The sequence below is a fragment of the Luteimicrobium album genome, from assembly GCF_030161555.1.
Lineage (GTDB): Bacteria > Actinomycetota > Actinomycetes > Actinomycetales > Cellulomonadaceae > Luteimicrobium > Luteimicrobium album.
Window position 1 is genome coordinate 1,788,236 of record NZ_BSUK01000001.1, and the last position, 24,416, is coordinate 1,812,651.

The window sequence follows — 24,416 nt, forward strand, 5'->3', positions numbered from 1 at the left end:
GAGGAGCCGACCATGAAGAACGACATCCACCCCGAGTACGGCTGGGTCGTGTTCCGGGACGCGTCGGCGGACTTCGCGTTCCTGACCCGCTCGACGCTCTCCGCCGACAACGCCGGCGGCCCGGGCCGTCCCGAGAAGACGGTCGAGTGGACCGACGGCAAGACGTACCCCGTGATCGACGTGGAGATCTCGTCCGCGAGCCACCCGTTCTACACGGGCACCGCGCGCGTCGTGGACACCGCGGGTCGCGTCGAGAAGTTCAACCGCCGGTACGGCCGCAAGAGCTGACGCTCACCTGCCCGGGCTGACGCTCACGCGTCGGCCCGGTCGCCGAGCCACGGCGCGAGCACGTCGTCGCGGCCGAGCCACGCGAGGCCGCCGTCGGCCGCCTCGGCCGGGGTAGCGAGCACGTCGTCGAAGGCCTGCGCCAGTGCGGGCCGCTCGTCGCCGACGCCCGTGAGCACGAGCCGGGTCCGTCGCGCCCGGCGCCCCCAGCGCCCGTTCGTCCCGACGTGGAGCTGACCGCCCGCGCCGTCCCAGACGCAGACGGTGTCCGGCCGGTTCGGCACCCAGAAGACGCCGCGGCCGCGGATCCGCCCGGCGCCGAGCTGCTCGATCTGCTCGACGAGCCGTTCCGGGTGGAACGGGCGGTCGCTCGCGAGCTCGAGCGACCACACGTCGCCCTGGCCGGGACGGACGTGCGCGTGCAGCGGGTCCGAGCGGTGCTCGGCGGCCCGCGCGTCGTGCCGGAGCGAGGCGAGGGTCGACGACGTCAGGTGCGTCAGGCCGTCGATCCGCGCGGTGCCCGGTCCGCGGAGGTGGTCGACGAGCTGCGAGCCGCGGACCTCGGCGCGCGTCGCGTCCTCCCCGACGGGTTCGGCGAGGACGACGAGGTCCGCGTGCTCGAGCTGGGCGGCGATCGCCTCGCCGAGCGAGCGGTCGTCGTCGGCGTGGAGCGCCAGGCTCCGCTCCTCGAGCGTGTCGTCGTCGAGGAGGTCGTGCTCGAGGCGCGCCGCCTCGGCGACGCACGCGACGGACGCGAGCCGCGCGCGGCGCAGCTCTCCACCTGCGGGTCGGGTGGCCCAGGCGAGGGCGCGGGCTGCGGGCAGGGACTCGGCGGTGACCGGGAGCGCGAGGACGACGGCGTCCCACCGGCCGTCGCGCGTGAGCCGGTCGATCGTCGGGATCGCGTCCTCCCGCACCGAGCAGCTCAGGCACGCGTGCGCGAGGGGGATCCGCTCGTCGGCGAGCACGGCGGTGCCGTCGAGGACGACACGGTGCAGCTCGCCGTCGTCGACGTGCAGGTCGTGGCGCAGGACGACGGTGCGGGGCGCGTCGACCAGGAGGTCGAGGATCGCGAGCTCGCGCAGGACCGGGTCGGTCGTCGCGAGGACGCTCACCGGGACGCGCTCGGGTCGGTCGGGGCGGGGACGGCGGGTCATGAGGTTCCTCTCCGGGGCGGGAATTGTTGGCCATGCTAGCGCGTTGGTGAGAACGATTATCATTCGCTAGTGTGGCCGGATCAACCACGGAAGGAGCGGCCATGTCCGCCGTCTGCCAGGTCACGGGCAAGCGCCCGGGGTTCGGCCACGCCATCTCGCACTCGCACGTGCGCACCAAGCGCCGGTTCGACCCCAACGTCCAGCGCAAGAGGTACTGGGTGCCCTCGCTCGGCCGGCACGTCCGGCTCAGGGTGTCCACCGAGGGGATCAAGATCATCGACAAGCGGGGGATCGACGTCGTCGTGGCGCAGATCCTCGCTCGAGGAGAGAGGCTCTGATGGCCACCAAGCACGCCGACCTTCGCCCCGTCGTCAAGCTCCGCTCGACGGCCGGGACAGGTTTCACCTACGTCACCACCAAGAACCGCCGCAACGACCCCGACCGGCTCGTGCTACGCAAGTTCGACCCGGTCGTCCGCCGCCACGTCGACTTCCGTGAGGAGCGCTGATGGCCAAGACGTCGAAGATCGTGCGCAACGAGCAGCGCAGCGCCGTCGTCGAGCGGTACGCCGAGCGGCGCGCCGAGCTGAAGCGCGTCGTCGCCTCGCCTGCCTCCACCCCGGAGGCCCGACGGGCCGCCGTCGTCGAGCTCCAGAAGCAGCCCCGCGACGCCAGCCGGACCCGGCTGCGCCACCGCGACGTCGTCGACGGACGCCCCCGCGGCTACGTCGGGGCGTTCGGGCTCAGCCGCATCCGGCTGCGCGAGATGGCGCACCGCGGCGAGCTGCCCGGCGTCACCAAGTCCAGCTGGTGACCGGCCCCGGCCGGCCGCCCCGCTCTTCCCAGTCGCCCCACCCTTCCCAGGAGGACTCATGAAGCAGGACATCCATCCCGGCTACGGCTGGGTCGTGTTCCGGGACGCGTCGGCCGACGTCGCGTTCCTCACCCGCTCGACGCTCGCGGCCGACAACCCGGGCAACCCCGGGCGCCCCGAGAAGACCGTCGCGTGGGCCGACGGGAACACCTACCCCGTGGTCGACGTCGAGATCTCCTCGGCGAGCCACCCGTTCTACACGGGCAACGCGCGCGTCGTGGACACCGCGGGCCGCGTCGAGAAGTTCAACCGCCGCTACGGGCGGCAGGAGAGGAGCACCCGATGAAGGTTCGCGCGTCGCTGCGCTCGCTCAAGGACAAGCCGGGCTCCAAGGTCGTCCGGCGTCGGGGCAAGACGTTCGTGATCAACAAGCAGAACCCCCACTGGAGGGCCGCCAGGGCTGATGGCGGTCCCCAAGCGCAAGACGTCCCGCAGCCGCACCCGCAGCCGGCGGGCGCAGTGGAAGGCGAGCCTCCCCGTGCTCGTGACCGTCCGGACACCGTCCGGGGAGCGGGCGCAGGTCCCGCCGCGGCTCGTGAACGCCGTGCGACGCGGCCTGATCTGAGGGCATGAGCCTCCGCCCGCCGTCGGGCGCACCTTCGACCGGCACCCCGACGACCGGCACCGCCCAGGTGCCGGTCGTCGTGCTGTCCGGGTACCTGGGCGCCGGCAAGACGACGCTGCTCAACCACCTGCTGTGCGCGCCCGGGGCGAGGGTCGGGGTCGTGATCAACGACTTCGGCGCGATCGGCGGCGACGCCGCGCTCGTGCGTGGGCAGGTCGACGAGCCCGCGTCGATCGCGGGCGGGTGCCTGTGCTGCCTGCCCGACGCCGGTGGTCTCGACGACGCCCTCGAGCGGCTCACGCACCCCCGCCTCCGCCTCGACGTCGTGGTCGTGGAGGCGAGCGGCGTCGCCGACCCGCGTGTGCTCCGCCGGCTGGTGCGGTTCAGCGGCGTCGAGCGGGTCCGGCCGGGCGGCGTCGTCGAGGTGCTCGACGCTCTCGCAGCGCCCGGACTCCTCGCTGACGGGACCCTGCGGGCGGAGCGCTTCGCGGCCGCGTCGCTCGTCGTCGTGACGAAGACGGACCTTCTCGCCGAGGCCGAGCGTGCGCCGCGCCTGCGCGACCTCACGGCGGCGGTGCGGGCGAGGAACCCGGACGTGACGGTCGTCGTGGCGCCCGGTGGCCGGATCGACCCGGCGCTCGTCTTCGACGCCGCCGCTGCGGCTGACCCCGCCGACGAGCTCCCCTTGGGCGCTCTCGTCCGCTCCGGTGAGCGCCATCACCGCCACGGTGAGCATCCCCACGCCGACACGGTCGCGGTCCTGGCACCCGAGCCGGTCGACCCCGGGGCGCTCGTCGACCTGCTCGAGGACCCGCCTGCCGGGGTCTACCGGCTCAAGGGGACGGTCGTCGTCGACACAGGCAGGGCCTTGCGGAGGTACGTGGTACATCTCGTCGGGCGACAGGTGTACATCGCCTCGCACGACGGCGGCCCGCACGGCCCGGACGGGCTGGTCGCGATCGGGCCGCACCTCGACGAGGGGGAGGTGCGTGGCCGCCTGGCCTCGGCCCTGCGCCCGGACGCGGGCCGGGCGGCGTCCGCCAGGAGCGACGGCCTGCGTCGCCTCGTCCGCCATCGCCGCCTCAGCACCTGACCGCGAAGCAGGCCTCCGGGAGGCCTGCTTCGCGGTCGTCAGGCGTGGACCGGGTGCTCTGCGGTGGCGCGCGTAGGCGCGCCCACGATCGCCCCGCCGGCGCGGTGCGACGCCCGCGCGGACAGCCACACGACGAACCACACGAGGCACGCGATGGTCACGACGACGAAGCTCGGCGGCAGGTTGAGCATCGCGGAGAACGCGAGCCCCGCCCACACGGAGACGAGCGAGATCGCGGCGGACACGGCCATGGCGCGCCGCGGTCGCGGCGTGAGCTGGATGCCGGTGGCGGCGGGCGTCACGACGAGCGCGAACAGCAACAGCGTCCCGACGACCTGCACGGCCATCGTGATGACGAGCCCGAGCAGCGCCATGAAGACCACGGAGAGCGTCCGGACGGGCACGCCGCGCGCCTCGGCGACCTCGGAGTCGACGGACGCGAACAGCAGCGGCCGGTAGATCAGCGCGACGGCGGCGGCCAGCGCGACCAGCATGATCGCGAACACGACGAGCTGGTCGTTCGTGATGGCGAGGAGGTTGCCGAACAGGACGTTCGTCATGGTCGACGACGACTTGGTCGCGAGCGAGTTGAAGTAGAGGCCCAGCCCGGTCGCCATGGCGAGGACGGTGCCGGTCGCGACCTCCCGGTCGGCGGCTTTCTTGCCGAGCGCGCCGATGACGAGCGCGCCCCCGACGGCGAAGATCCCGAGCCCGAGGCTCACGGGGATCCCGATCAGGACGGCGCCCGTGGCCCCGGGCAGGCCGATGTGCGCGAGCGCGTGCGAGGCGAACGCGGTGTTCCGCACGATCACGAAGTACCCGATGAGGCCCGCGGCGAGCGCCACGATGGTCCCGCCGAGCAGCGCGTTGCGCATGAAGTCGGAGGTGAGGATCTCCCACCAGTTGTCCTGGTAGGTCACGAGGTCGACGGTCCGCACGATCACACGCTCCTCATGAACAGCTCGCCCTGCGGGGTACGGACGACCTCGATGCGCGTCCCGTACAGGTGGCTGAGCAGGTCCTCGTCGACGACGCCCGACAGGGGCGCGTGGTGGGCGTGCCCGTCGAGCAGGTAGACGGCGCCGTCGAGCACCGACAGCAGGGGGTTGAGGTCGTGCGCGACGACCAGGATGGTGACCCCGAGGTCCTTGTTGAGGCGCCCGAGGAGGTCGACGATCTCGCGCTGGTTGCGCAGGTCGAGGCTCGCGAGGGGCTCGTCGAGGACGACGAGCCGGGGCCTCGACACGATGGCCTGCGCGATGGCGACGCGCTGCCGCTGCCCGCCGGAGAGCTGGGACACACGGCGGTTCGCGAACTCGGTGGCGTCGACGGCGGCGAGCGCCTGGTCGACGCGTTCGCGCTGCTCGCGGGTGATCCGGGAGAACGCCCAGCGGCTCCCGGTGAGCCCGAGCAGGACGGCGTCGCGCGCGCGGATCGCGTCGCCCGCCGTCGAGGTGTAGTCCTGCGGGACGTAGCCGATGTCGTCACGGCCCGACGACGGCCCCTCGCCCGGGGCGTGCCCGAGCACCCGGACCCGGCCGGACGCCGTCGGGACGAGCCCGAGGATGACCTTGATCATGGTCGTCTTGCCGGAGCCGTTGGAGCCGATGATCGCGGTGACGGACCCGGTGGGGATCTCGAACGTGCCCTCGGACCAGACGAGGCGCCCGCCCCGCACGACGCTCACGTCGTCGAAGACGAGCGCCGGGGGCGCGGCCGCAGCCCCGGCCGCGGACGTGACGTCGGCGGCCGGGGCGGTGGCGGTGGGGTCAGGCGTCGACACCGAGGGCCTTCGCGAGCGCGGTGAGCTGGGACACCTGCCAATCCTCGAACGACGACGCGCCGGGCGCCACCGTCTCGGTGACGTCGACGATCGGCACGCCCGCCTTCTCGGCGGCCTGGTGGACCTGCTCGGGGATCGAGCCCTCGGTCTGCGTGTTGTAGATCAGGACGTCGATCTGCTTGGCGGCGATCGCGGTCTGGAACTCCTTGAGGTCGGCGGGCGAAGGGTCGGACTCGTTGGCGGCGGCGCGTGCGAAGCCTTCCGGGGTCTTGTCGACGAGCCCGACGGCCTGCGCCATGTAGTCGAAGACGCCCTCGGTCGCGCCGTACGTCTTGCCGGCCGCCTCGCTCTTGAGCTTCGCGACGAGGTCGGTGTACGGCTTGAGCGTCGCGGTGAGCGCGGTGCGCTGGTCCTCGAAGTAGCTCTTGGCGTCGGGTGCGAGGGTCTCGAGCTCCTGCGTGACGGCGTCGGCGACCTTGCTCACGTAGTCCGGCGAGTACCAGAGGTGCGGGTTCGCGCCGTCGTCGGCGCCGACGACCTCGCCGGCGTCGACGACGGGGGCGGACTTCGCGGACGACGCGGCGAGCTTGGACGCCCACGGGTCGTAGTCGGCACCGTTGACCACGACGAGCTTCGCCTTGGTGAACTTCACCGCGTCCGCCGGGGAGGGTTCGTAGTCGTGGGGGTCGACGGACGAGCTCGCGAGCACGGTGCTGACCTGCGCGCAGTCGCCTCCGAGCTGGCTCACGAGGTCGCCCCACTGGTCGACGCTGACGACGACGTCGACGGGCGCGGCCGGGCAGGCGCCGGAGGTGGTCTTGGCGCCGGCGTCGTCCGAGGAGGAGCACGCGGCGAGGGTGAGGAGGCTCGCCGCGCCGAGCGTGGCGGTGGCGGCGAGGGCGAGTCGGCGACGTCGGGAGGGGTGGGCACGGAAGCTCATGTCGATAACCATAATGAGAATCCTTCTCGGGAAGCAAACCGTGAGACGCCCCACCGGCCTGTCGAGTGCGCATCGGAGCCGCGGATTCCCTAGAGTTGGGCCGACGTCCGGCGGTCCGGACGGGCCGCAGAGCCGGCACGGGGGCCGTCGGCCACCGTTGGCTCTGGTCCACACGATGAAGGGAATGGCATGTCGCTCAACAAGTCCGAGCTCGTCTCGGCCATCGCGGAGAAGTCCGACCTCACGAAGGCGCAGGCCGAGGACGCGCTCAACGCCTTCCAGGAGGTGCTGATCGAGTCGCTGGGCAAGGGCGAGGCCGTCAAGCTCACGGGCCTGCTCTCGGTCGAGCGCGTCGAGCGCGCCGCCCGCACCGGTCGCAACCCGCGCACCGGCGAGGAGATCGCCATCCCCGCCGGCTTCGGTGTGAAGCTCTCGGCCGGCAGCCTCCTGAAGAAGGCCGTCTCCGCCTGAGACCAGCATCACCGGCACCGCCCCTGGCGGGGCGGTGCCCGCCCGAGGGGTCGCACGTCCGCGTGCGACCCCTCGCTGCGTCTTCACGGTCCCCGGGCGCGTCGCGAGCCGCCTCACAGGCAGGGGTGCGAGCATCGCCCGCGTGAGCAGCCCCCGGCATGCCGAGCGTCCCCGTCCCGCGTCGCGCCCCGAGGCGCACGGGCACGCGCACGGTCACGGCCACGACCCGGCGCTCGCGGCGTCCGTCCGCACGACGACGCGCACCCGGGTCGTCGTGCTGGCGCTGCTGCTGCCGGTGCTCGTCGCGACCGTCGTGGGCGCCGTCGTGCTCTGGCCGAGCGGCGACCGCCTGCCCGACAAGATCTCGGGCAGCGTTCCCGGGGCGGTGGTGCTGCACGGCACCGTGACCGGGCCGGCGGACAAGAGCGGGAACGTGCCCGTCCGCGTGACCCGGGTCGGCAAGCCGACGCCGGACCCGACCGCGCCGTCGTCGGACAGCGGGACCTCGCCCGTGAAGGTCGGCCAGAAGGTCCAGGCGAGCGCCCCGACCGAGCTGGCGCAGTACGGCTTCAAGGCCGGCCAGAAGGTCACGGTCCTCTACCTCCCGACGGGGGCCGCGGACCAGGCAGCAGGCTCGGGGACCGGCGACGCCGCGGGCAACCAGGACGCGACGACGGGCGACGGGAGCGCCGGGAACGCCGGCGGCGACCCCGTCGACGGCAGCGTCGACCTCGGCAACCAGAGCGCCTACGGCATCGTCGACTTCGACCGCTCGTTCCCCGTCGGCCTGCTCGCGATCACCTTCGCGGTCCTCGTCGTGGTGGTCGCGCGATGGCGCGGTCTCGCCGCGCTGGCCGGTCTCGCCGTCGCGCTCGTCACGGTCGGCTTCTTCACGGTCCCGGCGCTGCTCGAGGGCCACTCGGCGCTCGGGGTCGCGCTCGTCACCGCGGTCGCGGTCATGTTCGTGACGCTGTATCTGGCGCACGGGTTCACGATCCGCACGTCGACCGCCCTGCTCGGGACGCTCGCAGGCATCGCGATCGCCGGGGCGCTCGCCTGGTGGGCGTCGGGCGCGGCGCAGGTCACGGGTGCGACGAGCGAGGAGTCGTACTGGCTCCCCAGCCAGGCGCCGCACGTGAACCTCGCGGGCGTCGCGCTGTGCGGCATGATCCTCGCCGGCCTCGGGGCGCTCAACGACGTGACCATCACGCAGGCATCGTCGGTCTGGGAGCTGCGCGCCGTCGCGCCGGACGCGAGCCGGCGGTCGCTGTTCACGTCGGCGCTGCGGATCGGGCGCGACCACATCGCGTCGACCGTCTACACGATCGCGTTCGCGTACCTCGGCGCGTCCCTGCCGCTCCTGCTCGCGGTGTGGCTGCAGGAGCAGCCCCTCAGCATCTCCCTGACGACCGGCTCGATCGTCGAGGAGGTGGTGCGGACCCTCGTCGGCACCATAGGGCTGGTGCTCGCGATCCCGCTCACGACGGCGATCGCGGCCGTCTGCGTGCCCGGCGGGCCGGGCGGCGGTCGACCGGCGGACGCACGACCGGACGCACGACCGGACAGGCGGCCGGGCGAGGTGCGGCGCCCGGTAGACTCGGCCACGGCGATGGATCCCGCCGAGGCCACCGTCGCCGGCACTGGCCAGATGAGCGACAGCGAGTTCTGGTCCGACCGGCGCGGCCGCGCCTGAACCGCCTCTCCCGGCTGATGGTTCCTGTCTGCAACGTTCCGCGCGGATAGGAGAGCTGTGCCCGCCACGAGGCATCGCCCGCACCACCTCGACCCGGTGCTGCTGCTCGTCGTCGCCGTCGGGGGCGGCCTCGGAACGTGCGCCCGCTACGGGCTGACCAAGGTCTTCCACGTCGAGCACGGGCTACCCGTCCCGACGCTCGTCGCCAACCTCATCGGTGCGTTCCTCCTGGGCATCCTGCTCGAGCTCCTCGTCCGCGCGGGCCGCGAGACCCACGGGCGCCGAGTGCTGCGCCTCGGCATCGGCACGGGCTTCATGGGGGCTTCACGACTTTCTCGAGCCTCGCGCTCGAGGTCGAGCGCCTGCTGCAGGACGGCCGGGTGGGGCTCGCGTTCACGTACGGCGTCGGGAGCGTCGTCGTCGGGTTCGCGGTGTGCCTCGCGGGCGTCATGCTCGCGGCCCGTCACCACCGCCGGCTCGTGGTGCTGCTGCCGCGCGACCCCGACGCCTCGGAGCTCGGGCTGTGAGCGGCACGCTCGCCTGGGTGCTCGTCTGCGTGCTGGGAGGTGTGGGCGCGGTCGCGCGGTTCGTCGTCGACGGCGCGATCAAGGGCCGCTGGACCCGCGCTTTCCCCGTCGCGACCTTCTCGATCAACGTCACCGGCTCGTTCGTGATCGGCGTCCTCGCGGGCGCGCAGGCGTACGGACCCCTGACCGCCAACGGGTACCTCCTGCTGGCCACCGGCTTCTGCGGCGGGTACACCACCTTCTCTACGGCGATGGTCGAGACCGTGCGCCTCGTCCAGGCCGGCGACGTGCGCCGCGCCGTCGGGAGCGGGCTCGGCACGCTGATCGTGTGCGTCGGCGCGGCCGCGCTGGGTGTTGGGCTGGCCTCGCTCGTCTGGTGACGGCCGCGCTGCCGGCGTGCTGAGGCGCGCCCGATCAGAGGGCGCCCGGCATGTCCGGGCCGAGGATCCGCTCGAGGAGCGCGCCGAAGCGCTGCCGGTCGGCCGGCTCGAGCGGGGCGAGCGAGCTCGCGAGCACGGCGTCCGCCTCGCGCTGGCCGGCGACGCGGAGCCGCTCGCCCTTCTCGGTGATGCGGTGCCGGACGGCGCGTCCGGGCCCGTCGGCGCGCTCCAGCAGCCCACGCGCGACCGTCCGGGCCGCGAGCGTCCCCATCGCCTGGTCGCTCTGGAACGTCAGGACCGCGAGGTCGTGCAGCGAGGCGCCGGGGTGCGCGTGCAGGTGCCGCAGGGTGTCCCACTGGGCGAGGGTCAACCCGAGCGGAGCGAGGCGCGCCTCGAGCGCGCGGTGGTGGCGCACCTGGAGCCGCTTGACCGCGAGCCCGAGCTGTCCGTCCTCGTAGGTGGTCCTGTCGGCCATGGCACCCACTGTATCAAGGTCCTTATCTAAGGATGTTGATATAGCGTGAGCGGCATGATCATCGACTCCGTGCCCCTGACCCTGTCCGACGTCGGGACCGGCGCGCCGGTGCTCCTGCTGCACGGCGGGGGTGGCCCGGCCTCCGTCGCGCCGTTCGTCCCGCTCCTGGCCGACCGGCTCGGCGCCCGCGTGCTCGTCCCGACCCACCCCGGGTTCGCCGGCGCCGAGCGCCCCGACGGACTCACGACGGTCCGCGAGCTCGCTGCGCTCTACGCCCGCCTCCTCGACGAGCTCGACCTCGACGAGGTCACCGTCGTCGGGAACTCGATCGGCGGCTGGGTCGCGCAGGAGCTCGCGCTCCTCGGCTCCACATGCGTCGGGCGGGTCGTGCTCGTCGACTCCGTGGGCGTCGAGGTCCCCGGCCACCCCGTCGCCGACTTCTTCGCGCTGACGTTCCCCGAGCTCGCGCGGCTCAGCTACCACGACCCCGAGCGCTTCCGGATCGACCCCGACGCGCTCCCGCCCGAGGGACACGCCGTCCTCGCCGCGAACCGCGCCGTTCTCGCGGTGTACGCCGGCGCGGGCATGACCGACCCGACCCTGCTCGCGCGGCTGCGCGGGGTCGAGGTCCCGACCCTCGTCGTCTGGGGCGAGGACGACCGCATCGCCGACCCGGGCTACGGGCGGGCGCTCGCCGCTGCGATCCCGGGTGCGCAGTTCGAGCTGCTGTCACGCACCGGCCACCTGCCCCAGCTCGAGAGCCCCGAGCTCCTCGCCGACGTCGTCGCCCGCTTCGCCCGCTGACCTCGCGTTTCAGTTCCAGAGCGTGAGCTTGTCCGGGTTCACCATCATGCGGAGCTCGCTCACGACACCGTGAGCCACCTCGAGCGTGACGACGCCGACGATCCGGCCCTCGTCCCACATCGCGAAGCCGAGGCCGTCCGGCGTCTCCTGCTCCAGGACGACGGTGCCCGGGTTCTTCGTCAGCGCGCCGAGCAGGAACCGCGCGACCCGGTCCGGCCCGACCACGGGCCTGCGGGCCGCCGAGACCAGCCCGCCGCCGTCGGACCGCAGCTCAACCCGCGGGTCGAGCACCGCGACCAGACGCGCGAGGTCGCCGGTCCGCGCCGCGGCACCGAAGGCCCGGACGACGTCGTCGTGCTCGACGCGCGAGACGCGCCGGCCGCGGCTCTGCTGCACCCGCCGCCGGGCGGACGTCGCGAGCTGGCGGCATGCCGCGGGGAGCGCCCCACGGCCTCGGCGACCTCGTCGAACGGGAGCGCGAACACGTCGTGCAGGACGAACGCCACGCGCTCCGCGGGCGTCATCGACTCGAGCACCACGAGCAGGGCCGTGCTGACGGAGTCGTCGAGGGTCGCACGGTCGGCCGGGTCCTCGGGGACGGGCGGTGCCGCCGGGAACGCGTCGGTCGGCACCGGTTCCGGGAGCCACGGGCCCACGCAGCGTTCACGCCGACGGCGCGCCGAGTCCAGCACGTTGAGGCACACGCGGCTCGCGGCGCGCGTCGGCCAGGCGCGCGGCACCTCGACGACGTCGCGCTCCTCGGGGTCAGCCGGTACCAGCGGATGTACGTCTCCTGGACCGCGTCCTCGGCCTCCGCCACGGTCCCGAGCATCCGGAACGCGAGCGAGACCAGGTGGCGACGTTCGGACAGCACGTCCGCATCCGGACCGGCGGGCTCGTCGGGTGTCATCGGTTCCTCCTTCATCCCATGAGACCGCGCGGGCGGCCGATCTGTGAGGTCGGGCCTCACATTCCTCGGAGCTGCGCGGTCAGGAGGGTATGAACACACGATCACGTCGCGTCGTCCTGGGCGTCGCGACAGCCCTGGGCTGCTACGTCGGCATCTGGGCCGCCTTCTTCCCCGAGGCCTTCTACCGCTCGTTCCCGGGCTTCGGCCTGCACTGGATCGACGCCGCCGGCTCGTACGACGAGCACCTCGTCCGCGACGTCGGCGGCCTCTACCTCGGGCTCGCGGTCGCCGGGCTCGCGGCGATCGCCAGCCGCTCGGCGGCGCCGGCCCGCGTCGTGGGGCTCGCGTGGGCGACGTTCGGCGTCCTGCACTTCGCGTACCACGTGCAGCATCTCGAGGGATCGGCGCTGGACGTCGTCGGCAACGTCGTGAGCCTGACGCTCAGCGCGGCCCTCGGCCTGGTGCTGCTCCTGCCCCCGCGGACGCGGGTCGAGCTCGTGGCGGTGACCCGATGAGGATCGCGGTGGCCGGCGGGACCGGCACCCTCGGGCGTCACGTCGTGGACGCGCTCCAGGCGGCCGGTCACGAGCCGGTGTCGCTCAACAGGAGCTCGGGCGCCGACCTGGTCCGGGGCGACGGCCTCGCCGACCTGCTGCGCGGCGCGGACGCCGTCGTCGACGCGTCGTCCGTGAGCAGCACGTCCGCCAAGGCGTCCGTCGCCTTCTTCGGGGCTGTCACACGGAACCTGCTCCGCGCCGAGCGGGAGGCGGGGGTCGCGCACCACGTCGCCGTCTCGATCGTCGGCGCGGCGAAGGTCCGGGCGAACTACTACGCGGGCAAGGCCCTGCAGGAGGAGCTCGTCATGGCAGAGGAGGGTGGCTGGTCGCTGCTGCGCGCCACGCAGTTCCACGAGTTCGCCGCCCAGCTCGTCGAGCACGGGAAGGTCGGGCCGTTCCAGGTCGTGCCGACGATGCGCTCGCAGCCGATCGCGGCCGCGGAGGTCGCCGCCGAGCTCGCCGCGATCGCGGCGGGCGAGCCGGCGGGCCTCGTGCCCGACCTGGCCGGCCCTCGCGAGGAGCGCATGGCCGACCTGGTCCGGCGGTACCTGGCGGCCCGGGGGAGGGGCGGTCGCGTGCTCGAGGTTCCCGTTCCGGGGGCCTGGGGCCGCGGCATGCGGGACGGCTCGTTGCTGCCCGACGCCGGCGCGCGCCTCGGGAAGCAGACGTTCGACGAGTGGCTCGGTGACGTAGCCCCAGGTCGCGCCGGCGCTGCGTAGTCCCCAGCCGGTCGTGAGGCGCGCGGGACCAGGCCCCGCACGCGGGTGGGCCGCACGCGTAGCCGCACCAGCCACCACAACGGCGCACCCACCCGTGGTGCGAGTCGGGCATATCGCCCGGTAGGTCGTCGCCGGGCCGGGCGTCGAGGGCTCCGGAGCGGAGTTGTGGTGGCTGGTGCCGCTACGACCAGGCGCGGGGCGCCGGCGATCCTCGCCGCGCGTCGAGCTCGTGCTGGGCGAGCTCGGCCCTACAGATCACCCTGGCGCTGCAGGTACCGCATGACGCCCCAGCCGATCGGGATGCGAGCCCAGTAGGTCGCCACGCGGAACAGGACGACGACCGACGTCGCGATCGGCGCCGACACCCCCGCCGTCGTGAGCCCGAGGATCAGGGCCGCCTCGATGGCGCCGATGCCGCCCGGCGTCGGGACGGCGGACCCGGCCGCGTTGCCGACGAGGTAGATGACGGCCACGTCGACGAGGTTGAGGCTCTGCCCGAACGCTGCGAGCGCGGCGTCGAACGCGAGCACGTACCCCATCGACAGCAGCACGTTGCCGCCGACGCCGAGCGCGAGCCGCGACGGCTGGCTGAGCATCTGGGACAGGCGAGGCCACACCTGGGACAGCGTCGGGCCGACGCGCTTGACGATCCACCGGCGGACGGACGGCACGAGGAGCGTGGCCGCGGCCGCCAGGGCCAGCCCGCCGATCGCGACCATGATCGTCGTCGACGGCAGCGACACGAGCGCCCCGCCGTCGCCCGACGCGAGGGACAGCACGAGCAGGATCGCGACGGTCACCGCGAACTGCGTGAGCTGGACGAGCGCGACGGTCGCGAGGGCGAGCGACGTCGTGACCCCGCGCTTGGTGAGCAGGCGCAGGTTGAGCGCCGCGGGCCCGATGCCGGCGGGCGCGGCGAGCGCGACGAACGAGCCCGCGATCTGCGTGAGGAACGTGCGCAGCCACGGGATCTTGACCGGGGAGAACGCGATCAGCGTCAGGGCCGCGCCGATCCACGTGAGGATGCCGAGCGCGAACGTCCCGACGGCCCACCACGGGTTGGCGTCGGCGATCGCAGACGTGATCTCGTCCGCGTTGATGGTCGTGATGATGACCGCGACGGCCACGATCGTCAGCGTCAGCGTGATGATCGTGCGCACCGAGAAGCGCGTGATGTTCTCGGGCTCGAGGTCGGCCTCTGGCATGCGGTCGACGATCTCCGCGCGGAGCTGCTTGAGGATCTCCTTGTCGCCCCGGACCTCCTCGCGCGTCGACGCGGGCAGCGCGATGGACTGGAGGATCGGCCCGACGGACTCGAGGTCGTCGGCGCTCAGCGCGCGGGCGGCCGACTCCACGGCCCGGCGGGGGCCCACGGCGAGGGCCAGCAGCGCGAGCATCTGCGCCAGGTCGAGCCGGCGCGCGAGCTCCGGCGACGCGACCTCGCCCGACTCCCACCCGCTCAGCCAGACGCGCGGCCTCGGGCCGTGGTCGGAGCCCACGAGGACGACGTCGGACGTGAGCGCCCGGTGGGTGAGCCCGGCGTCGTGGGCCGTGCGGAGCTGCGTCCACGCGTCGGCGAGGACGTCGTCGTCGAGGAGGTCGTGGTCCACGTCGCGCAGCGACACGATCCCGTCGACGTGCTCCTGGACGAGGAGCATCGAGTCCACCGACTCGGCGATACCGAGCAGGCGGGGGTCCGGACGCCCGCCGACGCCGCGGCGTAGCTCAGCAGGGCAGCACGCTCGGCCGCCGCGCGCAGCGAGATCGCGGTCCGCGTCTCGAGCCCGCGCAGGCGCAGCGAGCGCCACAGCCGGGTGAGGAAGCCGACGACCTGCCGGTCGCCGTCGAGCACGACGACGTCGCGGCGGACACCGTCGGACGTGAAGAGCGCGTAGACGCGGTTGTCGCCCGCGCGGGTCAGCGCGACGGCCGCGGGGTCCCAGGTCGCGACGATCGCCTCGGCGGGGTGCCGGACCGTCTGCGCGACGGACGGGTGCTCGCCGGTGCGCAGGTCGGCGACGTCGACCTCGCCCGTGACGTGCCCGTCGCCCACGCTGGTCACGCGCTGGCGCCGCAGGACGCCTTGGGGGTCGGCGACGTCGCGCACCCGGACCAGGTAGGTGGGCGCGAACCCGGCCCGGCGGACGCCGTCGACGAGGTCCGGGCCGTAGGCGCGCTCGCTGCGCACTCCCGACGCGTACCGCATGCCCTGCCCGGCCATCCGGCCGAGCAGGAGGACGATCACGGCGCCCGGAAGCGTGATCTGCGCCGTCACGAAGACGACGGCCAGCGCGACCCACAGCAGGTTCCACGACCACTTCACGGTGCGGCGGCGCGAGCGCGGACCGGCCACGGTGAGGAGGCCGGCGATGCCCGCGACGTACCCGGGCAGGACCACGCCGTACTCGCTGCCCGTCCACACGCTCAGACCGGAGATCATCTCGTCCGAGCCCCAGGCGCGGATCGCGGCGTCGGCGGCGACGGCGAGCAGGAGGCCCACGACGCCCGCACCGACGGACTCGAGCATCTGCCGGCCCAGGCGCCGGACCGCGAGCTCCGTGAGGACCGCGAGCGGCACGAAGACCGTGACCAGCCCCTCGAGGACCGCGACCGGGACCACGAGGATCCGGGCGAGCAGGCTCGAGAACCCGTGCACGTCCTGCGCGACGCCCTCGGTCGTGCCGTGCGCGTACACCGCGAGCAGCAGCACGACGACGATCCCCAGCGCCGACACGACGACACCGACCGCGTCGCTCGGGTGACGCACGCGCATGGCGGGGGTGTCGACGACGCGCACCACCTCGTCGTCGTGCGCGGGGCCGGGCATGCTGCCGAGTCTAGGTGCGGGGTGTCTTCCTGCCCGGGACGAGCGCGCCGTGTCTCGCGGCCCCGTGTTCGGAGGGCTCAGATCCCGTACTCGCCCTAGCGTGGTGTCATGACAGCGACGACGTCGGGGCCGCAGCGCGACGAGCCGCGCGGTGGGGCGAAGGGCACGAAGGACCAGGCGCCGCCGGAGTTCCGGCGCGTGTGGCTCGTGGCGATCGTCCGCGGGGTGCTGCTGCTCGTGCTCGGGCTCCTGCTGCTCATCGACCCCGTCCGCAGCGACCTCGACCGCATGCGCTGGGTGTTCGGCGCGTTCATGATCGCGGACGCCCTCGTCGCCGCCCTGGCCGCCGTGTGGCACCGAAACCAGTCGAGCTGGCAGGTGTGGCTCACGCAGAGCGCCGTGGACGTCGTCCTCGGTGTCGTGGTGCTCGCGTGGCCGGACCTCACCGCCAAGGCCCTCTACTATGTGCTCGCCGCGTGGGTCATCGCGCTCGGGGTCACGCTCATCGTCACCGCCGGCGTGCTGGCGCGCTCGCGCGACCTCGAGTGGTCCTGGGGTCTCACGGCGGGCGTCGTGTCGTTCCTCTTCGGGATCCTCCTCGTGTTCCGCCAGCCCGACGACGACGTCCAGCAGACCACGGCCCTCGTCTTCGCCTTCTTCGCCTGGGTCATGGGCGCGATCTACGTGGTGACGGGCTTCGCCACCCGGACGCTCGCGCTCGAGCTGGGGTCGCTGCGCGCCCAGCTCGCCGAGCGGGGGCGCGGCCGCGCCAGCGCGGCTCGTGCTCGGCGGGGTGGGGGAGGGTGCTCCGCGACCAGCCCCCGCCCGGCACGGCCGGAGCGCCCCGCGGAGAAGGAGAAGAAGCCGGCCGCGCCGTCGGGCCCGGAGCGGAAGACGGCCACGACGCGGCCCGCAGCCGAGCCGTCGACGAAGATCCTCCCGACGACGGAGCCCACGGACCGCCCGCACCACGAGCCCGGCGACGAGAACGGGAGCTGAGTGCCGTTCACCCCGCCGACGGCGCGGCGCAGCTCCCGTTCTCCGTGAGCACCGGGGCGAGCAGGCGGGTCTCGGCGGGCAGGGGCTCGTCCTGACGCTCGACGGCCATCTGCACCGCGATGCGTCCGATCTCGACGCTCGGCACGTCGATCACGGACAGCGGGACGGCAAGGTGCTCCGCCAGGCCGCGGGGGCTGACGGCGAGCACGGACACGTCACCCGGCACGGAGAGCCCTCGGTGGGCGAGCGCGTCGAGCACGCCCGGCAGCGCGGCCTCGTTGTGGACGACGAGCGCCGTGAGGCCCCGACCTCGTCGAACGCCTGCGCGACGGCCTCCGCGGCGCCCGGGTACGAGGCCTCGCACGGCACGACGGTGTGCCGGACGCCCGACCGCACGGCCTCCGCGCGGAAACCGCCGATGATCCGCACGGCGTAGTTCGCGTTGCGCTGGATCGCCGCGGCGGGCGCCCCGAGGAGCGCCACGCTCGTGTGGCCGTGCCCGGCGAGGTGCTCGACGGCGAGGCGCCCGGCCGCGGCGAAGTCGAGGTCCACGCACGCGAGGCCGTGCGTGTCGCTGGGTACGCCGATGAGCACGGCCGGCTGCCGCACCTCCTCCAGCAGCGGCAGGCGAGGGTCGTGGCGCTCGACGTCCATGAGCACGAGCGCGTCGACGCGCGAGCCGGCGGCGAGGCGTCGGACGGCGGCGACGTCGTCCTCGGTGATCACGAGGACGTCGTCGCCGTGGCTCCGCGCGGCGGTGATGACCCCGGTCACGACCTCCATGACGGTCGCGGAGTTCGTCTCGAGCGCCCGCAAGGGCACGACCAGGCCGATGACGTCGGTGCGGTTGCTGGCGAGCGCCTGCGCGCCCGCGTGCGGGCTGAAGCCGAGCTGCCGGATCGCGTCGGCGACCCGTTCCCGCGTCGCCGCGGAGATCGGGCGCTTGCCGGACAGCGCGTAGCTGACCGTGGAGACGGACACGCCCGCGAGCCGCGCGACGTCGGCGATCGTGGGCATGGCCCGAGCGTAGCCGCGTACCGGCGGTGCCTCAGTCGGTCTGGCCGATGAACACGTGCGGCCGCGACTGCGTGATGTAGTCCGGCACCCACGACGCCACGGCACGGATCCGCTGGTTCCATCCGGACAGCAGCACGAGGTGCACGCCCAGCCACGCGAGGAACGCGGGGAACCCGCCGAGGAACACGCGCTTGCGCCCGAGCTCGGCGACGGCAGCGCCGCGGCCGATCATCGCCATGTAGCCCCGGTCGATGTAGCCGAACGGCTGCGGGGTCCCGCCCGCCCGGGTCGCGAGGATGTTCTTCGCGGCCCACTTCCCGGACTGCTTGGCGACCGAGCCGAGCTGCGGCAGGTGGTCGCCGCGCGCGTCGGTGATGTTCGCGGCGTCGCCCAGCACGTACACGCCCTCGAAGCCCTCGACGGTGAGGTCGGGCCGGACGTCGATGCGGCCGCCTCGTCCCTGCGGGAGCCCCGACTCGGCGAGCAGCGCCCCGGCCTTGAGGCCGCCGGCCCAGACCACGAGGTCGGCGGGGAGCTTGTCGTCGCCGAGCGTGAGCCCGTCCGACGACACCGCCGTGACGGGCGACCCGAGCGCGAGCGTGATGCCGCGCCGTTCGAGCTGGTGGGCCGTGTACTGCTGCGACCGCTCCGAGAAGGGCATGAGCGGGTGGGGGAGCATGTCGACGAGCGCCACGGAGCTGCGGTCCGCGAGGTCCTTCGAGTAGAGCTCGGGGATCACGTAGCGGATGTTCTCCGCGATCGCACCGGCGGTCTCGACACCCGTCGGCCCGGCACCCACGACGGCGACGCGCACCGGCTTGCCCTCGGAGTCGGCCCGGTCGAACAGGTCGACGAGCGCGTTCCCGAGCTTGCGGGCGTCGTGCGCCGAGTACAGGGGGTACGTGAGCTCCTCGGCGCCCGGGGTGTTGAAGAAGTTCGGGACGGCGCCGCACGCGACCACGAGCGAGGGCGCCTGGAACGTGTCGCCGTCGGCCGTCGTGACGGAGCGCTGGGCGGCGTCGATCTTCGTGACCTCGGTGCGGAGCACCCGCACGGCCGGGAGCCGGCGGAAGATCGAGCGCAGCGGGCGCGCGATCGCCGACTCCCCGACCTGCGCCGTCGCGAGCTGGTAGAGGAGCGGCTGGAACTGCGTGTACCCGTTGGTGTCGAGCAGGAGCGTGCGCACCCCCGCCCGCCCGAGCTCCAGGGCGGCCGCGACACCCGCGAAGCCGCCTCCCACCACGATGACGTCGGGTTCCATCTGCGCTGCAGCCATGACTCGACCGTACGACCACTGGCGCCCGGCTGCTTGTGCTGGCCGTCACGTGAGCCCGAGCGAGTCCTTCACGCTCTGCGGGACCAGGGCGTACCCGACGAACGACACGATGTCGAGGATCGAGTGCGCGACGACGAGCGGCATGGTCCGCCGCTTCCCCCACTTGGACAGGTAGAAGCACGAGAACAGGACGCCCATCGCCATGTTCCCGAAGAACGGACCCCAGCCCTGGTACAGGTGGTACGAGCCGCGCAGCACCGAGCTCGACACCACGAACTTCACGCGCCCCCAGCCCAGGTCGGTCAGACGCTCGTGCAGATAGCCGACGACGATGATCTCCTCGAGCAGCGCGTTCATGATCGCGCGCGCCACGAGGATCGGGACCGTCCACCAGTAGGTGTTGAGCGCGGAAGCCTGGATCTGCACGGTGATCCCGATCGCACGCCCCAGCGCGTAGAACGCCAGCCCCGGGACGCCGACCAGCGCCGCGAGCCCCACGCCCCACGCGAGGTCCTTGCCCGGCCGCTGCAGGTCGAAGCCGATCGCCCGGGTCGCGGAGCGGCCCCGGTTCGACAGCAGGTACAGCGCAAGGACCACCGGCACGAGCGTGAAGACGATGCTCAGCACCTGGTACGTGAGGTCCAGGTACGGGCGGGCGGACTGGCTCGTGTTGATCGCGGTCGACTGGCCCTTGAGCGGACCCTGCGACAGCGCCGCGATCAGCGCCACGATCGCGTACACCGCCGACTGGCCGAGGCTCAGGCCGAGGAGGATCCAGATCTCGGCCACGATCCGCGGCCGGCGCAGCCACGGTGGCGTCGATGTGGGCGACACCACAGGAGGGGAGCGGGCGTCGTCGTCATGCTGCGGTTATAGCACTGCGACCTGCCCTTCCGTGGGGCGTGGTGCACGGGTCGTCCACACGATCGTCACCCCGCGTGTGCGACGTCACCGAGCAACCACCCGAGGCCCGTGGGTACCGTGGAACGGACGTCCTCCGAGGACCCCGAACCTGACCGCGCACCGACCCGAAACGCCCCGTGACGCCTCGCACCCAGCCTCTCCCCCTGTCCCCGACCGCGACGACGACGTCACCCCCACCCGGCCCCTGCCGCCCTCCATCCCGCCCCGGCGGGCGGTCGGCGCGCACCCGCAGTCCCGGTCCGCCCGCCCGACGGCGCAGGCGTCCGCCGGTCGCACCGCGCTGCCCACGACGGCGGTGCCGGTCCGCACGCACGTCCCCGACGCGCACGCCGCCGACGACGTCGCGGAGCGCATCGAGGAGCGCGCACCCCGGCCGTCGGTCGTCCAGATCACGGCGTCGGCGCTCGCGGCCGTCTCGTCGACGGTCCTCCTGTCGTACCTCGGGGTCGCGGGGACCATCGTCGGGGCGGGCATCGCGTCGGTCCTGACCGTGCTCGGGAACTTCGTCTACCAGCGGTCGATGCTGCGCGCGCACCAGAAGGTCGCGACGGCGCTGCGCACGGGCGCCCGGCTGGGCGCGGGGGCGTCGGCGGCCGAGGCCGCGCGCACCACCACCGTGACCCGCGTGTCCTCGCGCGTGCCCGACGGTGGGCTGCGGCCCTCGTCCTCCGGTGCGGGTGTGATGCCTCCCGCCGCCCCCGGTGCACCCGAGGGTGCCGTTCCCGACGAGGCGAAGCGGCGCCAGCGCCGTCGGCTCGTCATGGCGGCGATCTCGCTGTTCGCGGTGCTCGTGGCCGCGGTGACGGTCGTCGAGCTCGTGGTCGGCAAGCCGCTGTCCAACCTGTTGCACGGCACCGAGGGCTCGGGCACGAGCATCTCCGACGTCACGCGCCACCGGGGCGACGGCGGCGGGAGCGCGCCCGCCCCGACCCCGACCACGACGACGACCCCGAGCGACGAGGACTCGTCCGGCTCGGGCTCGACGGGCGGAGGGTCGAAGGACGGCACGACCTCGACCCCGCAGCCCACGACGACGCCGGGCGGCTCGACGGGCACCGGTACGGGCACGGGCGACTCCGGCTCGAGCGACGGTGCCGGTGGCTCGACGGGCTCGGACGGGTCGACGGGTTCGGGCACGCAGGACGGCACGTCGACCGGTGACCAGGGCTCCACGGGGTCCGACGGGTCGTCGGACGGCTCCGGGTCGACCGAGCCGACGAGCCCGGCGACGACGCAGCCCACGACGTCCTCCGACGCGGCCGCGGGTGCGGGTGCGTCGTCCGCCGCCGGGGCGCAGGGGGACGCAACCTCCTGACAGGTTCGCGCCGCACCCACCGAGCAAGAAGGTCCGGCGTCGAGCAAGCAGCCATCAGCCGCTTGCTCGACGCCGGACCTTCTTGCTCGGCGGACTCGTCGGAGTGGGCGCCCGGTGCTCAGCCCGCGCGGCGCAGGCGCAGCGAGTTCCCGACGACGAGCACCGAGCTCGCCGCCATCGCCGCCCCCGCGATCATCGGGTTGAGCAGGCCGGCCGCGGCGAGGGGGATCGCCGCCACGTTGTACGCGAACGCCCAGAACAGGTTCTGCTTGATCACGCGCAGCGTGCGCCGCGACAACCGGATCGCGGTCGCCGCGACCCTCAGGTCCCCGCGGACGAGCGTGATGTCGCTCGCCTCGATCGCGACGTCGGTGCCGGTGCCCATCGCGAGGCCGAGATCGGCCTGCGCGAGCGCCGCGGCGTCGTTGACGCCGTCGCCGACCATCGCGACCACCGCGCCCTCGCCCTGCAGCCGCTCGACGACCGCGACCTTGTCCTCGGGCCGGACGTCGGCGATCACGTCGTCCTCGGCGATCCCGACCGCGGCCGCGGCCGCACGGGCGGACGGCGCGTTGTCGCCCGTCAGGAGGACGGGCCGCAGCCCGAGCTGCCGGAGCTGCCCGACGGCGTCCGCGGACGTGGCCTTGACCGTGTCGCGGAGCCTGACGACGCCGCGTGCGCTGCCGTCCCACGCGACGACGACGGCCGTCGCGCCCGACTCCTGCGCGACCGTGACGGCGTGCGCCACCTCGTCGCCGACCGCCGCGCCCTGCTCGGCGAGCCACGCGGGGCGACCCACGAGGACATGGTGGGCGCCGTTGTCGTCGGTGACCGTGCCCTCGACGCCACCGCCCGCGTGGTTCCGGAACCCGGTGACGTCGGGGAGCCCGGTGGCTCCGTCCGCCTCCCGGGCGGACGCGGCGACGGCCTGCGCGACGGGGTGCTCGCTGAGCGCCTCGACCGCCCCGGCGAACCGCAGCGCCTCGGTAGACGTCCCGACGGCCGCGGGGACGTCGACGCCCTCCACGCTCATCCGGCCCTCGGTGACGGTGCCGGTCTTGTCGAGCACCACGGTGTCGACGCGGCGCGTGGACTCGAGGATCTCCGGGCCCTTGATGAGCGCGCCGAGCTGGGCGCCGCGGCCCGTCCCGACCAGCAGCGCGGTCGGGGTCGCGAGGCCGAGGGCGCAGGGGCACGCGATGATCAGCACCGCGACGGCCGCGGTGAACGCCATCTGCACGCTCGACCCGCCGATCAGCCACGCGGCGAGCGTCCCGAGCGCGATCACGAGCACGACGGGCACGAACACCGCGGAGATGCGGTCCGCGAGTCGCTGCACCGGCGCCTTGCCGGTCTGCGCCCGCGCGACGAGGCGCCCGATCTGGGCGAGCGTCGTCTCGTCGCCGACCCGCGTCGCGCGCACCAGCAGGGTGCCGGACGCGTTGACCGTCGCGCCGGTCACGGTGTCGCCCGGACCCACGTCGACGGGGACGGGCTCGCCGGTGAGCAGCGACGTGTCGACGGCGCTGCGGCCCTCGACGACCTCGCCGTCGGTCGCGACCTTCTCGCCCGGACGCACCCGGAACAGGTCGCCCTCGGCGAGCGCGGCGATCGGGACGCGCTCCTCGGAGCGCCCGCCGTCGGGACCGGTGACGACCCGTGTCACGTCCTTCGCGCCCAGCTCGAGCAGCGAGCGCAGCGCGTCCCCGGAGCGCCGGCGGGACCGGTACTCGGCGTAGCGCCCCGCGAGGAGGAACGTCGTCACGACGACGGCCACCTCGAAGTACAGCTCGGGCGTCGCGCCGGGGTGCGCGGCGGACGGGACGAGCGTCGGGCGCATCTCCATCCCGATCTCGCCCGCGCCGCCGAACAGCAGCGCCCACAGGGACCACAGGGTCGCGGCGATCACGCCGAGCGCGACCAGCGTGTCCATGGTCGACGAGCCGTGCCGGCCCGCCCGCCACGCGGCGCGGTGGAACGGCCACGCGCCCCACGTCACGACGGGCAGCGCGAGCACCGCGACGACCCACTGCCACCCGTCGAACTGGAGCGCGGGGATCATCGACAGCGCCACGACGGGCACCGCGAGGACTGCCGAGACGCGCAGGCGCCGCAGCAGGTCGTGCCCGCGGTCGGGCGTGGGTGCGGACGTGTCCTCGCCCTCGACCATGACGTGGCCCGGGGCCATGGAGTGGCCGGAGAGCGCCATCTCCTCCTCGGACATGCCGGGCATGTCGTGGCCCATGCCTTCGTGCGACATGTCCTCGTGCCCGACGACGGCCGGTGTGGCGCCGTGCCGACCGGTGACCCGCGCGTCGTACCCGGCCTTGCGGACGGCGGCGACCAGCTCGTCGTCGGACGTCGCGGCCCCCGGCTCGAGGACGACGTGCGCCGACTCGAGCGGCAGGTTCACGGTGGCGGTCACGCCGGGCAGGGCGGACAGCTTCTTCTCGACGCGCGCCACGCACGAGGCGCAGGTCATGCCCTCGACGGCGAGGTCGATCTCCAGGGGTGTCGGAGCGGGGTGGGTCGGAGGAACGGGGTGGGTCGGAGTCGTCACGGGTGGTCGTCTCCTTGAAAGGGTGCGGTTCAGTGGATGCCGACGACGGCGTAGCCCGCCTCGTCGACGGCGGCGCGGAGCGCGTCCTCGCTCACCCGGGCGTCGGTGGTGACTGTCACGGGGGTGGTGCCGCCGGGGACGAGGGCGACGTCGACGGACGTGACGCCGTCGAGCGCGGTGAGCTCGGTGGTGACGGAGTGGGCGCAGTGGCCGCAGGTCATGCCGGTGACGTCGAGGGTCAGCTGGGCGGGTGCGGTGCTCATGAC

At 73.7% G+C, this 24,416-nt stretch carries 28 protein-coding genes and 4 pseudogenes; 17 read left to right on the forward strand and 15 right to left on the reverse strand.

Annotated elements, in window-relative coordinates:
- The first annotated feature begins 12 nt into the window (after positions 1–12).
- Positions 13–288: a type B 50S ribosomal protein L31 gene (locus tag QQK45_RS09265; RefSeq protein ID WP_284293020.1), complete on the forward strand. Its 276-nt coding sequence runs from the start codon at positions 13–15 to the stop codon at positions 286–288.
- 23 nt (positions 289–311) lie between these two features.
- On the opposite strand, the gene QQK45_RS09270 is transcribed toward QQK45_RS09265, so the two are convergent.
- Positions 312–1,442, reverse strand: coding sequence for a CobW family GTP-binding protein (locus tag QQK45_RS09270; RefSeq protein WP_284293022.1), 1,131 nt, complete (start codon positions 1,440–1,442; stop codon positions 312–314).
- A 101-nt stretch (positions 1,443–1,543) separates the two neighbouring features.
- Here QQK45_RS09270 and rpmB point away from each other — a divergent pair, with 101 nt between their 5' ends.
- The 7 genes and pseudogenes from rpmB (at position 1,544) to QQK45_RS09305 (ending at position 3,973) form a co-directional block, all read left to right on the forward strand.
- The gene (rpmB, locus tag QQK45_RS09275) at positions 1,544–1,780 is read left to right on the forward strand and encodes a 50S ribosomal protein L28 (protein ID WP_284293023.1); all 237 of its coding nucleotides are present in this window, start codon (positions 1,544–1,546) and stop codon (positions 1,778–1,780) included.
- Complete coding sequence (gene rpmG / locus QQK45_RS09280) at positions 1,780–1,950, forward strand: 50S ribosomal protein L33 (RefSeq protein ID WP_284293024.1); 171 nt, start codon at positions 1,780–1,782, stop codon at positions 1,948–1,950. The genes rpmB and rpmG overlap by 1 nt, the downstream gene beginning before the upstream one ends.
- Positions 1,950–2,255, forward strand: a complete 306-nt coding sequence (gene rpsN, locus QQK45_RS09285) for a 30S ribosomal protein S14 (protein ID WP_284293025.1) — start codon at positions 1,950–1,952, stop codon at positions 2,253–2,255. Before rpmG ends, rpsN begins: the two co-directional genes overlap by 1 nt.
- 58 nt (positions 2,256–2,313) lie before the next feature.
- Entirely contained in the window at positions 2,314–2,601 is a 288-nt protein-coding gene (locus QQK45_RS09290; protein ID WP_284293027.1) for a type B 50S ribosomal protein L31, read from the forward strand.
- A pseudogene (locus QQK45_RS09295) lies at positions 2,598–2,708 on the forward strand (ribosomal protein bL36); the annotation flags it as partial. The gene QQK45_RS09290 and the pseudogene QQK45_RS09295, both read left to right, overlap by 4 nt.
- A gap of 10 nt (positions 2,709–2,718) precedes the next feature.
- Entirely contained in the window at positions 2,719–2,880 is a 162-nt protein-coding gene (gene rpmF / locus QQK45_RS09300; RefSeq protein ID WP_284293028.1) for a 50S ribosomal protein L32, read from the forward strand.
- A gap of 4 nt (positions 2,881–2,884) precedes the next feature.
- The gene (locus QQK45_RS09305; protein ID WP_284293029.1) at positions 2,885–3,973 is read left to right on the forward strand and encodes a CobW family GTP-binding protein; all 1,089 of its coding nucleotides are present in this window, start codon (positions 2,885–2,887) and stop codon (positions 3,971–3,973) included.
- A gap of 38 nt (positions 3,974–4,011) precedes the next feature.
- Here QQK45_RS09305 and QQK45_RS09310 read toward each other — a convergent pair whose 3' ends face one another.
- From QQK45_RS09310 to QQK45_RS09320, 3 genes are read right to left on the reverse strand one after another with little or no spacing between them, the layout of a single operon-like run.
- Positions 4,012–4,911: a metal ABC transporter permease gene (locus QQK45_RS09310; RefSeq protein ID WP_284293030.1), complete on the reverse strand. Its 900-nt coding sequence runs from the start codon at positions 4,909–4,911 to the stop codon at positions 4,012–4,014.
- Positions 4,912–4,913: 2 nt separating this feature from the next.
- Complete coding sequence (locus QQK45_RS09315; RefSeq protein WP_284293031.1) at positions 4,914–5,756, reverse strand: metal ABC transporter ATP-binding protein; 843 nt, start codon at positions 5,754–5,756, stop codon at positions 4,914–4,916.
- Positions 5,743–6,696: a metal ABC transporter solute-binding protein, Zn/Mn family gene (locus tag QQK45_RS09320; protein ID WP_284293033.1), complete on the reverse strand. Its 954-nt coding sequence runs from the start codon at positions 6,694–6,696 to the stop codon at positions 5,743–5,745. The genes QQK45_RS09315 and QQK45_RS09320 overlap by 14 nt, the downstream gene beginning before the upstream one ends.
- 189 nt (positions 6,697–6,885) lie before the next feature.
- Here QQK45_RS09320 and QQK45_RS09325 point away from each other — a divergent pair, with 189 nt between their 5' ends.
- The 4 genes and pseudogenes from QQK45_RS09325 (at position 6,886) to crcB (ending at position 9,767) form a co-directional block, all read left to right on the forward strand.
- Positions 6,886–7,167, forward strand: a complete 282-nt coding sequence (locus QQK45_RS09325; protein ID WP_284293034.1) for an HU family DNA-binding protein — start codon at positions 6,886–6,888, stop codon at positions 7,165–7,167.
- Positions 7,168–7,309: 142 nt separating this feature from the next.
- Positions 7,310–8,860, forward strand: a complete 1,551-nt coding sequence (locus QQK45_RS09330; protein WP_284293035.1) for a YibE/F family protein — start codon at positions 7,310–7,312, stop codon at positions 8,858–8,860.
- Between the two features lie 96 nt (positions 8,861–8,956).
- Positions 8,957–9,387, forward strand: a pseudogene (locus tag QQK45_RS09335) (fluoride efflux transporter FluC).
- On the forward strand, positions 9,384–9,767 hold the full coding sequence (gene crcB / locus QQK45_RS09340; RefSeq protein WP_284293036.1) for a fluoride efflux transporter CrcB: 384 nt from the start codon (positions 9,384–9,386) through the stop codon (positions 9,765–9,767). The pseudogene QQK45_RS09335 and the gene crcB overlap by 4 nt, the downstream one beginning before the upstream one ends.
- A 34-nt stretch (positions 9,768–9,801) precedes the next feature.
- On the opposite strand, the gene QQK45_RS09345 is transcribed toward crcB, so the two are convergent.
- Entirely contained in the window at positions 9,802–10,242 is a 441-nt protein-coding gene (locus QQK45_RS09345; RefSeq protein WP_284293037.1) for a MarR family winged helix-turn-helix transcriptional regulator, read from the reverse strand.
- A gap of 54 nt (positions 10,243–10,296) precedes the next feature.
- Here QQK45_RS09345 and QQK45_RS09350 point away from each other — a divergent pair, with 54 nt between their 5' ends.
- The gene (locus tag QQK45_RS09350) at positions 10,297–11,046 is read left to right on the forward strand and encodes an alpha/beta fold hydrolase (RefSeq protein ID WP_284294994.1); all 750 of its coding nucleotides are present in this window, start codon (positions 10,297–10,299) and stop codon (positions 11,044–11,046) included.
- Positions 11,047–11,055: 9 nt separating this feature from the next.
- Here QQK45_RS09350 and QQK45_RS22100 read toward each other — a convergent pair whose 3' ends face one another.
- Complete coding sequence (locus QQK45_RS22100) at positions 11,056–11,442, reverse strand: sigma-70 family RNA polymerase sigma factor family protein (protein WP_348525384.1); 387 nt, start codon at positions 11,440–11,442, stop codon at positions 11,056–11,058.
- 124 nt (positions 11,443–11,566) lie between these two features.
- Positions 11,567–11,971 (reverse strand): sigma factor, encoded by a 405-nt coding sequence (locus tag QQK45_RS22105; protein WP_348525187.1) that lies wholly within the window; start codon positions 11,969–11,971, stop codon positions 11,567–11,569.
- 74 nt (positions 11,972–12,045) lie between these two features.
- Here QQK45_RS22105 and QQK45_RS09360 point away from each other — a divergent pair, with 74 nt between their 5' ends.
- Both QQK45_RS09360 and QQK45_RS09365 read left to right on the forward strand, forming a co-directional pair.
- Complete coding sequence (locus tag QQK45_RS09360) at positions 12,046–12,471, forward strand: hypothetical protein (protein WP_284293038.1); 426 nt, start codon at positions 12,046–12,048, stop codon at positions 12,469–12,471.
- Positions 12,472–12,479: 8 nt separating this feature from the next.
- Positions 12,480–13,232 (forward strand): SDR family oxidoreductase, encoded by a 753-nt coding sequence (locus QQK45_RS09365; protein WP_284293039.1) that lies wholly within the window; start codon positions 12,480–12,482, stop codon positions 13,230–13,232.
- A gap of 248 nt (positions 13,233–13,480) precedes the next feature.
- On the opposite strand, the gene QQK45_RS09370 is transcribed toward QQK45_RS09365, so the two are convergent.
- The gene (locus QQK45_RS09370; protein ID WP_348525347.1) at positions 13,481–14,629 is read right to left on the reverse strand and encodes a lysylphosphatidylglycerol synthase transmembrane domain-containing protein; all 1,149 of its coding nucleotides are present in this window, start codon (positions 14,627–14,629) and stop codon (positions 13,481–13,483) included.
- 62 nt (positions 14,630–14,691) lie between these two features.
- Positions 14,692–16,059 carry a hypothetical protein gene (locus QQK45_RS09375; RefSeq protein ID WP_284293040.1) on the reverse strand — a complete coding sequence of 456 codons (1,368 nt, stop codon included), beginning with the start codon at positions 16,057–16,059 and terminating at the stop codon, positions 14,692–14,694.
- Between the two features lie 108 nt (positions 16,060–16,167).
- On the opposite strand from QQK45_RS09375, the gene QQK45_RS09380 reads away from it, so the two are divergent.
- Positions 16,168–17,058: an HdeD family acid-resistance protein gene (locus QQK45_RS09380; RefSeq protein WP_284293041.1), complete on the forward strand. Its 891-nt coding sequence runs from the start codon at positions 16,168–16,170 to the stop codon at positions 17,056–17,058.
- Positions 17,059–17,065: 7 nt separating this feature from the next.
- On the opposite strand, the pseudogene QQK45_RS09385 reads toward QQK45_RS09380, so the two are convergent.
- The 4 genes and pseudogenes from QQK45_RS09385 to QQK45_RS09400 form a co-directional block, all read right to left on the reverse strand.
- A pseudogene (locus QQK45_RS09385) lies at positions 17,066–17,434 on the reverse strand (substrate-binding domain-containing protein); the annotation flags it as partial.
- Positions 17,435–17,436: 2 nt separating this feature from the next.
- A pseudogene (locus tag QQK45_RS09390) lies at positions 17,437–18,075 on the reverse strand (LacI family DNA-binding transcriptional regulator); the annotation flags it as partial.
- Positions 18,076–18,106: 31 nt separating this feature from the next.
- Positions 18,107–19,351 carry an NAD(P)/FAD-dependent oxidoreductase gene (locus QQK45_RS09395; protein ID WP_284293042.1) on the reverse strand — a complete coding sequence of 415 codons (1,245 nt, stop codon included), beginning with the start codon at positions 19,349–19,351 and terminating at the stop codon, positions 18,107–18,109.
- A gap of 45 nt (positions 19,352–19,396) precedes the next feature.
- Positions 19,397–20,185, reverse strand: coding sequence for a CPBP family intramembrane glutamic endopeptidase (locus QQK45_RS09400; RefSeq protein ID WP_284293043.1), 789 nt, complete (start codon positions 20,183–20,185; stop codon positions 19,397–19,399).
- Positions 20,186–20,570: 385 nt separating this feature from the next.
- Here QQK45_RS09400 and QQK45_RS09405 point away from each other — a divergent pair, with 385 nt between their 5' ends.
- Positions 20,571–21,590 carry a hypothetical protein gene (locus QQK45_RS09405; RefSeq protein ID WP_284293044.1) on the forward strand — a complete coding sequence of 340 codons (1,020 nt, stop codon included), beginning with the start codon at positions 20,571–20,573 and terminating at the stop codon, positions 21,588–21,590.
- A 118-nt stretch (positions 21,591–21,708) separates the two neighbouring features.
- Here the strand turns inward: QQK45_RS09405 and QQK45_RS09410 are convergent, their stop codons facing one another.
- Entirely contained in the window at positions 21,709–24,150 is a 2,442-nt protein-coding gene (locus QQK45_RS09410; RefSeq protein ID WP_284293045.1) for a heavy metal translocating P-type ATPase, read from the reverse strand.
- A gap of 29 nt (positions 24,151–24,179) precedes the next feature.
- Positions 24,180–24,413 (reverse strand): heavy-metal-associated domain-containing protein, encoded by a 234-nt coding sequence (locus QQK45_RS09415; RefSeq protein WP_284293046.1) that lies wholly within the window; start codon positions 24,411–24,413, stop codon positions 24,180–24,182.
- Positions 24,414–24,416: the final 3 nt, after the last annotated feature.

Coding starts and splice junctions, on each gene's coding strand:
- rpsN (WP_284293025.1), top strand. CDS start 1,950: ATGGCCAAGACGTCGAAGATCGTGCGCAACGAGCAGCGCAGCGCCGTC.
- QQK45_RS09320 (WP_284293033.1), bottom strand. CDS start 6,696: ATGAGCTTCCGTGCCCACCCCTCCCGACGTCGCCGACTCGCCCTCGCC.
- QQK45_RS09360 (WP_284293038.1), top strand. CDS start 12,046: ATGAACACACGATCACGTCGCGTCGTCCTGGGCGTCGCGACAGCCCTG.
- QQK45_RS09345 (WP_284293037.1), bottom strand. CDS start 10,242: ATGGCCGACAGGACCACCTACGAGGACGGACAGCTCGGGCTCGCGGTC.
- QQK45_RS09270 (WP_284293022.1), bottom strand. CDS start 1,442: ATGACCCGCCGTCCCCGCCCCGACCGACCCGAGCGCGTCCCGGTGAGC.
- QQK45_RS09350 (WP_284294994.1), top strand. CDS start 10,297: ATGATCATCGACTCCGTGCCCCTGACCCTGTCCGACGTCGGGACCGGC.
- QQK45_RS09325 (WP_284293034.1), top strand. CDS start 6,886: ATGTCGCTCAACAAGTCCGAGCTCGTCTCGGCCATCGCGGAGAAGTCC.
- rpmB (WP_284293023.1), top strand. CDS start 1,544: ATGTCCGCCGTCTGCCAGGTCACGGGCAAGCGCCCGGGGTTCGGCCAC.
- QQK45_RS09415 (WP_284293046.1), bottom strand. CDS start 24,413: ATGAGCACCGCACCCGCCCAGCTGACCCTCGACGTCACCGGCATGACC.
- QQK45_RS09375 (WP_284293040.1), bottom strand. CDS start 16,059: ATGCCCGGCCCCGCGCACGACGACGAGGTGGTGCGCGTCGTCGACACC.
- rpmF (WP_284293028.1), top strand. CDS start 2,719: ATGGCGGTCCCCAAGCGCAAGACGTCCCGCAGCCGCACCCGCAGCCGG.
- QQK45_RS09265 (WP_284293020.1), top strand. CDS start 13: ATGAAGAACGACATCCACCCCGAGTACGGCTGGGTCGTGTTCCGGGAC.
- QQK45_RS09290 (WP_284293027.1), top strand. CDS start 2,314: ATGAAGCAGGACATCCATCCCGGCTACGGCTGGGTCGTGTTCCGGGAC.
- QQK45_RS09370 (WP_348525347.1), bottom strand. CDS start 14,629: ATGCTCGCGCTGCTGGCCCTCGCCGTGGGCCCCCGCCGGGCCGTGGAG.
- QQK45_RS22105 (WP_348525187.1), bottom strand. CDS start 11,971: ATGAAGGAGGAACCGATGACACCCGACGAGCCCGCCGGTCCGGATGCG.
- rpmG (WP_284293024.1), top strand. CDS start 1,780: ATGGCCACCAAGCACGCCGACCTTCGCCCCGTCGTCAAGCTCCGCTCG.
- QQK45_RS09305 (WP_284293029.1), top strand. CDS start 2,885: ATGAGCCTCCGCCCGCCGTCGGGCGCACCTTCGACCGGCACCCCGACG.
- QQK45_RS09380 (WP_284293041.1), top strand. CDS start 16,168: ATGACAGCGACGACGTCGGGGCCGCAGCGCGACGAGCCGCGCGGTGGG.
- QQK45_RS09395 (WP_284293042.1), bottom strand. CDS start 19,351: ATGGCTGCAGCGCAGATGGAACCCGACGTCATCGTGGTGGGAGGCGGC.